The 13,060-nt window shown below is 70.2% G+C and carries 10 protein-coding genes; 3 read left to right on the top strand and 7 right to left on the bottom strand.

Annotated elements, in window-relative coordinates; translation table 11 throughout:
• Positions 1-55: 55 nt before the first annotated feature.
• The 3 genes from QP939_RS48015 to QP939_RS48005 form a co-directional block, all read right to left on the bottom strand.
• Positions 56-1,858: a putative bifunctional diguanylate cyclase/phosphodiesterase gene (locus tag QP939_RS48015; RefSeq protein ID WP_285460008.1), complete on the bottom strand. Its 1,803-nt coding sequence runs from the start codon at positions 1,856-1,858 to the stop codon at positions 56-58.
• Between the two features lie 236 nt (positions 1,859-2,094).
• Entirely contained in the window at positions 2,095-3,555 is a 1,461-nt protein-coding gene (locus tag QP939_RS48010) for a cytochrome P450 (RefSeq protein WP_285460007.1), read from the bottom strand.
• Positions 3,556-3,646: 91 nt separating this feature from the next.
• Positions 3,647-4,603: a GlxA family transcriptional regulator gene (locus QP939_RS48005; RefSeq protein ID WP_285453620.1), complete on the bottom strand. Its 957-nt coding sequence runs from the start codon at positions 4,601-4,603 to the stop codon at positions 3,647-3,649.
• Positions 4,604-4,710: 107 nt separating this feature from the next.
• On the opposite strand from QP939_RS48005, the gene QP939_RS48000 reads away from it, so the two are divergent.
• From QP939_RS48000 to QP939_RS47990, 3 genes are all read left to right on the top strand, one after another.
• Positions 4,711-5,430, top strand: coding sequence for an alpha/beta fold hydrolase (locus QP939_RS48000; RefSeq protein WP_285453619.1), 720 nt, complete (start codon positions 4,711-4,713; stop codon positions 5,428-5,430).
• Between the two features lie 123 nt (positions 5,431-5,553).
• Positions 5,554-6,171: an HD domain-containing protein gene (locus QP939_RS47995; protein WP_285453617.1), complete on the top strand. Its 618-nt coding sequence runs from the start codon at positions 5,554-5,556 to the stop codon at positions 6,169-6,171.
• Positions 6,171-7,070, top strand: coding sequence for an NADP-dependent oxidoreductase (locus tag QP939_RS47990; RefSeq protein WP_285453615.1), 900 nt, complete (start codon positions 6,171-6,173; stop codon positions 7,068-7,070). Before QP939_RS47995 ends, QP939_RS47990 begins: the two co-directional genes overlap by 1 nt.
• 100 nt (positions 7,071-7,170) lie before the next feature.
• Here QP939_RS47990 and QP939_RS47985 read toward each other — a convergent pair whose 3' ends face one another.
• The 4 genes from QP939_RS47985 to QP939_RS47970 form a co-directional block, all read right to left on the bottom strand.
• Entirely contained in the window at positions 7,171-8,244 is a 1,074-nt protein-coding gene (locus QP939_RS47985; protein ID WP_191316514.1) for a ribonucleotide-diphosphate reductase subunit beta, read from the bottom strand.
• Positions 8,245-8,327: 83 nt separating this feature from the next.
• Complete coding sequence (locus QP939_RS47980) at positions 8,328-11,252, bottom strand: ribonucleoside-diphosphate reductase subunit alpha (RefSeq protein WP_285460006.1); 2,925 nt, start codon at positions 11,250-11,252, stop codon at positions 8,328-8,330.
• A 276-nt stretch (positions 11,253-11,528) separates the two neighbouring features.
• Positions 11,529-12,134 (bottom strand): acetoacetate decarboxylase family protein, encoded by a 606-nt coding sequence (locus QP939_RS47975; protein ID WP_285453613.1) that lies wholly within the window; start codon positions 12,132-12,134, stop codon positions 11,529-11,531.
• The gene (locus tag QP939_RS47970) at positions 12,131-12,970 is read right to left on the bottom strand and encodes an enoyl-CoA hydratase-related protein (RefSeq protein ID WP_285453612.1); all 840 of its coding nucleotides are present in this window, start codon (positions 12,968-12,970) and stop codon (positions 12,131-12,133) included. The genes QP939_RS47975 and QP939_RS47970 overlap by 4 nt, the downstream gene beginning before the upstream one ends.
• Positions 12,971-13,060: the final 90 nt, after the last annotated feature.

The raw sequence follows: 13,060 nt of genomic DNA, 5'->3' as shown, positions 1-13,060 counted from the left end.
AAGGCGGCCTTCGGTGCGTCAGACGCAACCAAGGCCACATTGGGGCGCTCTGGGCCTAGCGGTCCGGGTGGCGGGCGATGAGGTCGTCGACCTCGTCGCCCGTTGCCGAGTCCGTCACGAACGGGCCGCGGGCCGCGATCACGCCCAGCTGGCGCAAGCGGGCCGCCTGCTCGTGCGTGCGCACCCCCTCCGCGCCCACCCGCAGCTTCAGCTCCCGGGCGCGCGTCACCAGCTGCGTCAGGTGGCGGATCGCAGCCTCCGGGGGGTCGTCCGTGTCGAGCGCGTCGACCACCGCTCCCGACAGGATCACGTGCCGGACCGGCAGGCGGTGCCGGGGGATCAGCTCCAGGTCCGCCGACCCCGAAATCGTCAGCACCAGCTGCGTGCCCAGGTCGGCCAGCACCGCGAACGAGTCCAGGACCTCGCCGTTCGGGTCCAGCACCGAGTCGCGGTCCGTGCACAGCCGCAGCGCCTCGGCCGGCAGCTCGTGCTTGTCCAGCTGCTCCTTGACCAGCAGCACCAGGTCCGGGTCGATGGCCAGCCGCGTCGGCAGCCGGACGCAGACGTCGGGCGCCGCCTCGCCGAAGCGCGTCCGCCAGCGGGCCGTGGCGGCCAGTGACTCGGCCAGCAGCCAGCGGCCGAGCGGCACCGTCATCCCCGTCGTCTGGGCCAGCGGGTAGAACTCGTCGGAGTCCAGCTCGCCCTTGTCCGGGTGGTTCCACCGCAGCCCGGCGTTGACGGCGGCGAGCGCGCTGGTGTCCGAGAGCTTCACCGTCGGCTGGTAGACGAGCGAGAACTCGCCGTTCTCCAGCGCGCCGGCGATCACCGCGCCCAGCTGGTAGCGGCCGCGGTCGCGGGCGTCCAGTTCCGGGTCGAACAGCATCCACTGCGCCTTGCCGGCCTCCTTGGCCCGGTGCAGCGCGATCTCCGCCGCCCGCAGCAGCTCGGCGGCGCCGCCTTCGACGGCCGCGCGCACCACGATGCCCGCGCTCGCGCTGACGCCGATGCCGTGCCCGCCCAGGTAGATCGGCTCGTTGAGGTCCTCGAGGGCGCGCTCGACGAGGCCGATCACCTCGGTGGCGGTGAGCTCCCCGCGCAGCAGTACCGCGAAGCCGTCACCGGACAGCCGCGCGACGAACCCGTCGTGGTGACCGGTGAACACCGCCGACAGCTTGCTCGCCACCCCGCGCAGCACCTGGTCGCCGACGCCGGCGCCGAGGCCGTCGTTGATCACCTTGAAGCCGTCGACGTCGAGGTAGATCAGCGCGATGTCGTCCCGCGCGCCGGCCCCGAGCGCCGCCTCGAGCTTGGTGGTGAACGACGACGCGTTCGGCAGCCCGGTCAGCGGGTCGTGCACGTTCTGGTGCAGCAGCCGCTCCTGCAGCAGGTGCAGCTCGTTCGCGTCGGAGACCATCAGCACCGGGTAGACCGAGCCGGGCCGGTCGCCGGGCAGCCTGGCCAGCGTGACGTCGGTCCAGAGCTGCCCGTCCTCGGCGTGGTCGAGCAGCATCCGCTCCTGGTAGCGCTCACGTCCGGCGAGCACGAGCTCGAGCCCGGCCTGCAGGCGCGAGACGTCGTGGTCGGTCGAGCCGAGCTCGGTCAGGTGCCGCCCGCGCAGCTTGTTCGGCGAGCAGCCGAGGAGCTGGCCGAGCGCGAGGTTGGCCTCGACGATCTCGCCGTCCGGGTCGGCCAGCGCGATGCCCATCGGCGACGCCGCGTAGAGCGCGGTGAACCGTTGCAAAGCACCGGCGTGGCCGATCGCGTCCTGCGCGAGCTCCAGCAGCAGCGGTTCCAGCTCCTCCGGGGGAAGTGTTACTCCTTTGGTGTCGGCCAACGTCGCCGCCCACCGGCGCGCCACGTCCAGCAGTCCTGGCGCGGCACCGGGCTCAGGCACACTCCACCTCTTCACGCACAGGTCAGGCCAGTTCAGACACGGTGTCGGGGATCATGAAGCCACACTAGGTACCCCTCCGCCGCGATCGATGCCACGCCATCATGCGCGTAACGGGGTGTCTACCGGCTGAACGAGTGAACGAATCTCCACAACTGGTGACATGATGTCACCGCCTGTATGCGGTGGTGGACAGTGCCGGGTCAGCGGGGCGTCAGGCGCACCGGGAGACCGTCGGCGGGCACCGGCAGCGAGACGTAGTCCCACTTCGCGGTGTAACTCTCCGGAACCGACCAGCGGTGGGCCCGCAGCATCTCGTGCATCAGCAACTTGACCTCGATGCTGCCGAAGTGCAGCCCGATGCACTTGTGCGCGCCGCCGCCGAAGGGCATCCACGCCATCCGGTGCGACTTGTCCTCGCGGCGCGGTTCGGCGAACCGCTCGGGGTCGAAGGTGAACGGGTCGGTCCAGCACTCGGGCGCGAAGTGGTTGACCGTCGGGGAAACGCCGACGAGCGTCCCCGCCGGGATGTAGTGGCCGAGCACCTCGGTGTCCTTGACGGTCTGCCGCGTCAGCGACGGCACCGGCGCGACCAGCCGCAGCGCCTCCTTCATGACCAGGTCGAGGGTTTCGAGCTTGTCGATCGCGTCGATGTCGAGCAGGTCGTCGCCGAGGGCGAGGGACTCTTCGCGGGCGCGCTCCTGCCACTCGGGGTGCTTGGCGAGGTAGTAGGCCATGGCGCTGCTGGTGATGGTCGTCGTGTCGTGCGCGGCCATCATCAGGAAGATCATGTGGTTGACGATGTCGGTGTCGGAGAACCGGTCGCCGTCTTCGGTGGTGGCGTGGCAGAGCGCGGCGAAGAGGTCGTCGCCGTCGGCCTGGCGCTTGGCGGGCAGGTTCTCGCCGAAGTAGCGCTCGAGGACCTTGCGGCCGTGCAGCCCGGCCGACCAGCGCCCGCCGGGCACCGGGAAGCGCACGAAGGCGGTGCCGGCCCGCACGGAGCTGACGAACGCGCGGTTGATCCGGTGCGCGTCGGCGCCGCTGCGCATGCCCATGAACACGCGCGTGGCGACGTCGAGGGTCAGCTGCTTGAGCGCCCAGTACAGCCGCGGGCGGTCGGTCGAGCCCCAGCTCGCGACGCCCTCGCGCAGCGCGGGCGCCATCTGGCCGACGTAGCCGGCCAGGCGGGGCCGGGTGAAGGCCTCCTGCATGATCCGCCGGTGCAGGCGGTGCTCGCCGAAGTCCATCAGCATCAGGCCGCGCTCGAAGAACTTCTCGATGAAGAACTTCCAGCCCTCCTGCGAGAACGCCTTGTCCTTGTTGACGAGCGCGATCTGGGTGGCTTCCGGCCCGGACAGCGCGACGATCCGGCGGCCGAACCCGCCCGTCCACGACACCGGGCCGTAGAGCTCGTGGCGGCGCAGCCCGAAGGCGGGGCCGAACCGCATCATCTCGAGCATGTGCCCGACCACCGGCGGTCCTTCGTCGCCGAGGACGGGCTTGAGGCCGCTGCCCGCGGGCGGTGTCGCGAGTTCCTTGACGGGCCAGCGCGACCGCAGCCAGCGCTGGTCGACGCCGCGGGGGAGGGGGAGCGCGGTCAGCGGTGGAACGCGTTCGCGCAGTGCTTCGGTGGCTCGGCTCACGGTGCCCGTCACGGTGACCATCTCCCCGGTGAGATCGGCTGCTCCCCTCACGATGCACCCTTGTTGACGACCTGACAACACCTGGGCCGCCCTCTTTTCGGGTGGACCGCGCTCAGCCGCGGCGGGCGGTGCTGAACCGGCGCTGGTAGGCCGCCGGGCTGATCGACAGCTTCTTCGCGAACACCCGCCGCATGCTTTCGTAGCCGGGGAACCCGGCGAGCTCGGCGGCCTGCGTCGCGGTGTGGCCGCGGTCGAGCAGCGCCCGGGCCAGGTCGAAGCGGATGGCCTCGACGTACCGGGCGGGCGTCGTGGCCAGCTCGTCGTGGAAGAGCCGGGTCAGGTGCCGCGTGCTCACGTTGAGATGCTTCGCCAGCTCGCCGAGCGAGTGGTCGCCTCGGGGGTTCGCCGTCACGAGGTCGGTGATCGTCCGCAGCGCGGGCGACCGGGGCGGCGGTCCCTGCAGGGGCGCGGAGAACTGCGACTGGCCGCCCGCGCGCTGCAGGTAGACGACCATGGCGCGGGCGACGTCCCGCGTCAGGTCGGGGCCGTGGTCCTCCTCGACGAGCGCGAGCGCCAGGTCGATCCCGGCGGTGACCCCGGCCGAGGTGTAGGTGGTGCCGTCGCGGACGTAGATCGCGTCGGGCTCGACGCGGCACGTGGGGCACCGCGCGGCCAGCTTGTGGGTGACCTGCCAGTGCGTGGTCGCGCGCTTGCCGTCGAGCAGTCCGGCGGCGGCCAGGATGAACGCGCCGGTGCAGATCGACCCGACGCGTCCGGCGCCCTCGGCCGGGACTCGCGCGGCCGCGGCCAGGTCTCCCGGCACCGGCTCGCCCGGGAAGCGGTCGGCGCCGGGCACCAGGTAGGTGCCGTCGCCGGCGGCGACCGGGCCGTCGACCCCGACCCGGAACCCGAGGTTCGACGTGACGTCCTCGCCGGTCGGGGACAGCAGCTCGATCCGGTAGTCCGCGCCGAAGCGGTTCGCCGTCTTGAAGACCTCCGCCGGGCCGGCGACGTCCAGGAGGGTCACGCCGTCGTAGACGAAGAAGGCGACCCGGTGTGCTGAGGGCATGGGACATGCGTAGCACACCAGTTAAGTTACATATATTGACTGTAACGTAAGTGGCGGTTAGGTTCGGCCCGTCGCGGCGACGAAGCCGCGGGAAGGTGGTTCGTTCCATGGCGGAGACGTACGTTTTCGTGCCCGGCGCCTGGCAGGGCGCCTGGGCCTGGCGCCCGGTCGCGGCCCGGCTGCGCGCCGACGGGCACCGGGTGGCCACGCTGACCCTGCCCGGCCTCGCAGACGGCGACGGCGGACAGCGGTTCGAGCTGGCCGACACGGTCGATTTCCTCGCCGGTTTCCTCGAAGAAAACGACCTGTCGGGGGTCACCCTGGTGGGGCACAGCTGGGGCGGCTACCCCGTGTTCGGGGCGGCGCACCGGGTTCCGGAGCGGCTGCGCCGGGTGGTCTTCTACAGCGCCTTCGTGCCGGAGAACGACGTCCCGCTCATCGAAGACGTGCCGCCGGGGCACGCCGCGTTGTTCCGGCAGCTGGCCCGCGACGGCTCGGTCATGCTCCCGTACCAGGTGTGGGAGAGCGCGTTCGTCCAGGAGACGCCGGAGCCCGTGCGGAAGCTCCTCTTCGACCTGCTCGTGCCGCAGCCGATGAGCTACTTCGAGCAGGCGTTGAAGGCACCCGAGTTGTCGACGCTCGGCGTGCCGATCAGCTACCTGGCCGGGGAGAGCGATCTGGCCATGCCGCCGGGTGACTACGCGTGGTGCCCGCGGTTCCCCGCGCGGCTCGGCGTCCAGCCGATCGCCGTCCCCGGTGACCACCAGGCGTTCGTGACCCGGCCCGAAGAGTTCGTCGCGGTGCTCGACGGGCTCACCGCGTCCTGATCCGAGGGGTTCCCGGCCGGATGGAGGCGGCGCCGGACGGGGCCCGCTCGGCAGCATGGGAAGCGGACATCCAGTCCGTCAACCACGAGAAAGCCCACAGCCATGTCAGAGATCATCGCGGGGGTGGAGGTTCCCGAAACGGCCGCGACCGCCGAAGCGGCCAAGCTCGTCCGGGAGTCGATCAGCCCCCTGCTCTACGACCACTCCCGCCGGGTGTACTTCTTCGCCCGGATCCACGCCGAGCGGCTCGGCGTCAAGCCGGACCCCGAGCTGCTCTACCTCGCCGCCCTGTTCCACGACACCGGGCTGGTGAAGCCGTTTTCGGACGAGGAACAGCGGTTCGAGGTCGACGGCGCCGACCACGGGCGCGCGTTCCTGCTCGGCCACGGTTTCTCCGCGGCCGCCGCGGAAACCGTGTGGACGGCGATCGCGTTGCACACCACGCCGGGCATCCCGCACCGGATGGGCCCGGAGATCGCCGCCACCTACTTCGGCGTGCTGACCGACGTGCTCGGCTTCGGCCTGGACGAGCTGGACGCCGACCGCGTGGCGGAGGTCGTCGCCGTGCACCCGCGCGGTGACTTCAAGAACGAGTTCCTGCGGGCCTACGTCGACGGGCAGAAGGACCGCCCGGAGACGACCAACGGGACGGTGAACTCCGACGTGCTGGAGCACTTCATCCCCGGCTTCCGGCGCGTGAAGACCGTCGAGCGGATCCTCGGCTCGGGGTGGGAGAGCTGATGAAGGCGATCACCGTGCAGGACCGGGCTTCCGGTCTCGTCCTGAGCGAGCGGCCGCACCCGCACGCCGCCGAGAACGACGTCATCGTGCGGGTGCACGCGGCCGGGTTCACCCCGGGAGAGCTGGACTGGCCGACGACGTGGGCGGACCGGGCCGGGCGTGACCGCACGCCCAGCGTGCCCGGCCACGAGCTGTCGGGTGTCGTCGCGGAACTGGGTTACGGCACCACCGGGCTCACCGTCGGCCAGCGCGTGTTCGGCCTCGCCGACTGGGCGCGCGACGGATCGCTGGCCGAGTACACGGCCGTCGAGGCGCGCAACCTCGCCCCGCTTCCCGCCGACATCGCCCACGAGGTCGCGGCCGCGTTGCCGATCTCGGGACTGACGGCGTGGCAGGGGTTGTTCGACCACGCGCGGCTCGTCGCCGGGCAGACGGTGCTGATCCACGGCGCCGCGGGAGCCGTCGGGTCGATCGCGATCCAGCTGGCGCGCGAGGCGGGAGCCCGGGTTATCGGCACGGGCCGTCCCGACGCCCGCGACGCCGTGCTCGGTCTGGGAGCCCACGAGTTCCTGCCGGTCGCGGACCTTGCCGAGGCGGGCGCGGTCGACGTCGTGTTCGACGTGCTCGGCGGCGAGGTGCTGGAGCGCTCGGCCGAGCTGGTGCGGCCGGGTGGCACGCTGGTGACGGTGGCGGAGCCGCCGACGGTCCGGCCACGTGACGGCCGCGCGATCTTCTTCGTGGTCGAGGCCGACCGCGTCCGGCTCGCGGAGCTGGCCCAGCGGGTGCGGGACGGGCGGTTGAAGCCGCCGTCCGGTCCGGTGCGTCCGCTCGAGGAGGCGCCCGACGCGTTCGCGCACCGTCAGCGGGGCAAGACGATCATCCGGGTCACCACGGACTGAGCCCGAACGCCCCAATGTGGCCTTGGTTGCGTCTGACGCACCCAAGGCGGCCTTCGGTGCGTCTGACGCACCGAAGGCCACATTGGGGCGCTTGGGGCGCTCAGTCCCAGTCGAGGGCGCCGCCCGACTGGTACTCGATCACGCGGGTCTCGAAGAAGTTCTTCTCCTTCTTCAGGTCCATCGCCTCGGACATCCACGGGAACGGGTTCTCGGTCTCGCCGAAGATCGGCTGGAGGCCGATCTGCTGCGCGCGCCGGTCGGTGATGAAGTGCATGTACTGCTCGCACAGCTGCGCCGACAGCCCCAGCATGCCGCGCGGCATCGTGTCGCGCGCGTACGCGACCTCCAGCTCGCACGCCTCCTGCAGCATCCCGCGCACCTCGGCCTGGAACTCCTCGGTCCACAGGTGCGGGTTCTCGATCTTGATCTGGTTGATGCAGTCGATCCCGAAGTTCAGGTGGATCGACTCGTCGCGCAGGATGTACTGGTACTGCTCGGCGATGCCGACCATCTTGTTCCGGCGGCCCAGCGACAGGATCTGCGCGAAGCCGGTGTAGAACCACATGCCCTCGAAGATCACGTAGAACGCGACGAGGTCACGCAGGAACGCCTGGTCGGCCTCCGGCGTCCCGGTCTCGAAGTCCGGGTTCTCCAGGTTCTGCGTGTACTTCAGCGCCCACGCGTCCTTGTCCGAAATGGACGGGACCTCGCGGTACATGTTGAACAGCTCGCCCTCGACCAGGCCGAGGCTCTCGCAGATGTACTGGAAGGTGTGCGTGTGCACGGCCTCCTCGAACGCCTGGCGCAGCAGGTACTGGCGGCACTCGGGGTTGGTGATCTGCCGGTACACCGCGAGCACGATGTTGTTGGCCACCAAGGACTCCGCGGTCGCGAAGAAGCCCAGGTTGCGCTTGAGCATCTGCCGCTCGTCCTCGGTGAGGCCGTCCGGCGACTTCCACAGCGCGATGTCGGCCTGCATGGCGACCTCGGTCGGCATCCAGTGGTTGTTGCAGCCGGCCAGGTACTTCTCCCACGCCCACTTGTACTTCATGGGCAGCAGCTGGTTGACGTCGGCGCGCGCGTTGATCATGCGCTTGTCGTCGACGTTGATCCGGGCGGCGCCGACCTCGATCTCCCCGAGGCCGGTCGCGTCCGTCGTCTCCACGTTGGTCATGTCACTCACTTCATGCAGGTGGGGTCGTGAGTGTTTAGGGCGGTTCTAACCGCCCTAAACACTCACGACCCGCGCGGGAGGGCTTACTGGCAGGCTTCGCAGTCGGGGTCGTCGATGCGGCAGGCGGCGCCTTCGGTGGCCACGAAGTCGACGTCCGGCGCGGGAGCCGGAGCAGGCGACGGCGAAGGCGAAGGCGCCGGGGCCGGGGTGGGAGCGGGCGCCGGGGCCGGGGTGGCCGAGACGGCGTTCAGCTTGCCGTCGGTGCCGCGCAGGGTGCTCTTCTCCACGTGCGTCGCGGACTGCGCCCGCAGGTAGTACGTGGTCTTGAGGCCCTTGTGCCACGCGTAGCGGTACAGCTCGTCGAGCTTGCGGCCGCTCGGCGCCGCGATGTACAGGTTCAGCGACTGCGCCTGGTCGATCCACTTCTGCCGCCGCGAACCGGCGTCCACCAGCCACTTCGACTCGATCTCGAACGCCGTGGCGTACAGCGCCTTCAGGTCGTCCGGCACGCGGTCGATCTGGCCGAGGCTGCCGTCGAAGTACTTGAGGTCGCTGACCATGACCTCGTCCCACAGCCCGCGCGCCTTGAGCGAGCGGACCAGGTGCGGGTTCACCACGGTGAAGTCGCCGGACATGTTCGACTTGACGTACAGGTTCTGGAACAGCGGCTCGATCGACTGGCCGACGCCGCAGATGTTGGAGATCGTCGCGGTCGGCGCGATCGCCATCACGTTGGAGTTGCGCATGCCGACGGTCTTGACCCGCTCGCGCAGCGGCGCCCAGTCCAGAGTGGTCGACAGGTCGACGTCGAGGTTGTCACCCTGGCGCGCGTCGATGAGCAGCTGCATCGAGTCGATCGGCAGGATGCCCTTGCTCCACAGCGAACCCTCGAACGACTGGTACTGGCCGCGCTCCTCGGCGAGGTCGGTCGACGCCGAGATCGCGTAGTAGGAGATGTGCTCCATGCTCGTGTCGGCGAACTGCACGGCGGCCTCCGACGACAGCGGCAGGCCCAGCTCGAACAGCGCGTCCTGGAAGCCCATCAGCCCCAGCCCGACCGGCCGGTGGCGCAGGTTGGAGCGGCGCGCCTCCGGGATCGTGTAGAAGTTGATGTCGATCACGTTGTCCAGCATGCGGACGGCGGTGCGCACGGTCTTCTCGAGGCGCTTGGTGTCAAGGCCTTCCGGGGTGACGTGCTTGAGCAGGTTGACCGAGCCGAGGTTGCAGACCGCGACCTCTTCGCTGTTGGTGTTCAGCGTGATCTCGGTGCACAGGTTGGACGAGTGCACGACGCCGACGTGCTGCTGCGGCGAGCGCAGGTTGCACGGGTCCTTGAACGTGATCCACGGGTGACCGGTCTCGAACAGCATGGTCAGCATCCGGCGCCACAGGTCGACGGCGCGGATCCGGCGGAACACCTTGATCTCGCCGCGGTCGGCGGCGGCCTCGTACTCGCGGTAGCGCTGCGCGAACTCGTTGCCGTAGAGGTCGTGCAGGTCCGGAGTCTCGTTCGGCGAGAACAACGTCCACTCGGCGTTGGCCTCGACGCGGCGGAGGAACTCGTCCGGCACCCAGTTCGCGGTGTTCATGTCGTGGGTGCGGCGGCGGTCGTCGCCGGTGTTCTTGCGCAGGTCGAGGAACTCCTCGATGTCCACGTGCCAGGTCTCGAGGTACGCGCAGGCCGCGCCCTTGCGCTTGCCGCCCTGGTTGACCGCGACGGCGGTGTCGTTGGCGATCTTGAGGAACGGCACGACGCCCTGCGACTGGCCGTTGGTGCCCTTGATGTGCGCGCCGAGGCCGCGGACCGGGGTCCAGTCGTTGCCGAGGCCGCCCGAGTACTTCGCCAGCAGCGCGTTGTTCTTGTAGGCCTGGAAGATGGAGTCCAGGTCGTCGTCCACGGTGGTCAGGAAGCAGGACGACAGCTGCGGGCGCGTGGTGCCCGAGTTGAACAGCGTCGGCGTCGAGGCCATGAAGTGGAAGCTCGACAGCAGCTCGTAGAACTCGATGGCACGGGCTTCGCGGTCGTCCTCGCGGATCGCGAGACCCATGGCGACGCGCATGAAGAACGCCTGCGGCAGCTCGAAGCGGGTGCCGTCGTGGTGCTGGAAGTACCGGTCGTAGAGGGTCTGCAGGCCGAGGAAGCCGAAGTCGAGGTCGCGCTCGGGCCGGATCGCGGCGGTGATCTTGTCCAGGTCGAAGCGCTGCAGCTCGCCGTCGACCAGCTCCAGCTCGATCGCGCGGCGCAGGTAGGCGCGGAAGTACGCGGGGTACTCGGTCGCCATCTCGTCCTGGCTGGCCTGACGCGGCTTCTTCGCGAGGTAGCTCAGGGCCTCGCCGCGCAGCTTGTCCAGCAGCAGACGGGCGGAGACGTAGGAGTAGTTCGGCTCCTGCTCGACCAGCACGCGGGCGGCCATGATCTGGGCCAGCGCCAGCTCGTCGGCGCTGATGCCGTCGTAGAGGTTGCGCTTGGTCTCGGCCAGCACCGACTCGGCGCTGACGTCGTCAAGGCCGGCGACGGCTTCGCCCACCACGTGGGAAACGCGGGCCCAGTCCAGCGGACGGAGGATGCCGTCGGTGCCCTTGACGTTCAGGGCGACCTCGGCCGCGACCGGCTTGGCGGCCTCGCGGGCCTTCGCGCGCTCCTCGCGGTAGAGGACGTACGCGCGCGCGACCTTGTGGTGCTCGCCGCGCATCAGCGCGAGCTCGACGAGGTCCTGGATCTGCTCGATGTGCAGGGCGGTCTCGGGGCCGGCGTGACGGAGCAGGGAGGCCTCGACCTGCTGGGTCAGCTCGGCGACGACGTGGTGCACGCGGGAGGACGCGGCGGCGTCGCCACCCTCGACCGCGAGGAACGCCTTGGTCAGCGCGACCGAGATCTTCCCGGCGTCGAACGGCGACACGCTGCCGTCCCGCCGGATGACCCGGATCGCGGTGGGTGTGTCGGCGGCTGACGGCCGCTGACCGGTTTCGACTGACATGCGTGTCTCCTGATTTTGGGCGCGTTCGATCGCCGCACGGCCTCGCGAGGCCGTGCGCTGCAGGTTCTTCAAAGCTGCCCGGCGACCCTCTGCAGCGGTCTCCCCGTCGCTGGGGGCTGCCGGTTCCCAGAGACTACATGTAGGGGTCGAGGCGCGCGCGGGACCCAAGGGATGGCGTGTCGCGCTTACTCACCCTGGCGGGTTACGTGATCACCCAGAGGTGCTGCTCACGGCGCGGCCGATGTCTTGAATGACTCATTCAGGTCTTCGGAGGTCCTGAATGACTCATTCAAGACCCGCGGCCGCTCAGGCGCCGAAGCGCAACGTCGAAGAAGGCAGCTCCAAGCTCGCCACCGGACGCCGCCCGGCGAGGTAGCCGAGGGGGCCCTCCGGGTTGAAGCTCCAGTCGGCCGACGCCGGGCGCGGGCTGATCTTCGCGCCGACCGGGGTCCGCAGGAGCCCGTCGCGCTCCTGGACCACCTCGAACGACGTCGGCAGCCGCAGCGGCAGTCCCGCCCGGCGGGTGAAGGCCGCCGTCGCGATCCAGTCGTCGGCCGTTGCCGCCGTCGCCGTGAACGTGCGGCCGCCCGTGAAGTCCAGGGCCGCCAGGTCCTTCGGGATCGCCCACAGCTCCCGGCCGCCCGCCAGGGACGCCTCGCTGTCGACCCAGATCTCCGTGATCGTGCACGACACGCGGCGGGCCTTGATCGACACCGCCGCCAGCAGCTCGTGGTAGCTCAGCTGCCCGGGCGGGGTGTAGTCGATCCACGCCGTGAACACGCTCGCCTGCCCGGCCACGAGCAACGGCGAGACGCCGTCGGGCAAGGCCGGCAGCTGAGACGGCGGCACGCGCCAGACCGACACCCGCGCGTCGGCGGTCAGGTTCCAGGGCTGCGGCGGGTAGAGGCTCATTCGTCCAACCAGGGGAGGTACGGGGGAAGGTCCTTGTCGACGCGCATGCCGAACGACGGCGGGCGCTTCTGCAGGAACGACATCACGCCCTCGACGGCGTCCGGGCTCGTGCCCAGGCCGCCGATCAGGCGCGAGTCGAGCTCGTGCACCGGGAACGGCGAGTCCGCGCCCGCCATCCGGTAGAGCAGCTGGCGGGTCACCGCGACCGACACCGGCGCCGTCGTCGCCACGATCTCGCGGGCCACCGCGTAGGACTCGTCCAGCACGGTCCCGGCCGGGAAAACCCGGTGCACCAAGCCTTTCCCGACGGCCTCGGCCGCGGGGAACACCCGGCCGCTGATCATCCAGTCGAGGGCGGTGCCCATGCCGACGAGCCGGGGGAGGAACCACGCCGACGCGCCTTCGGGGTAGATGCCGCGGCGGGGGAACACGAACCCGAACCGCGAGTCCTCGGCGGCGAACCGGTAGTCGCAGGCCAGCGTGATGGTGATGCCCGCGCCGACGGCCGCGCCGTGCAGGGCCGCGATCACCGGCTTGTTCATCGTGAAGATCCGCTTCGAGCACCGGCCGGCCGGTTCCTGCCAGGCGGCGTCCGGCCCGGTCTCCGGGTCGAAGTCGAAGCCACCCTGCGACAGGTCCGCGCCGACGCAGAAGTCCTTGCCCGCACCGGTCAGCACGACCACGCGGACGTCTTCGTCGCGGTCGGCGCGGTCCATCGCGTCGCCGAGCTCGTCGGCCATCCGGATCGTGTAGCCGTTGCGCGCCTCCGGGCGGTTCAGCGTGACCGTGGCGATCCGGTCCGCGACGGCGTAGGTGATCTCGGCGTAGTCGGCCATGGTCAGGAAAGTATTGCAGTCCGCCGCTACTGGCAAGATGTCAATAGTGTGTCCGCAGCGTCCGGGGCGAAACAATCAGGCGTGCTTGAT

The sequence above is a fragment of the Amycolatopsis nalaikhensis genome (assembly GCF_030264295.1).
Taxonomy (GTDB): Bacteria; Actinomycetota; Actinomycetes; order Mycobacteriales; family Pseudonocardiaceae; genus Amycolatopsis; species Amycolatopsis nalaikhensis.
The sequence above is the reverse complement of the archived record's forward strand: the minus strand, read 5'-3'. Positions and strand labels throughout refer to the sequence as shown.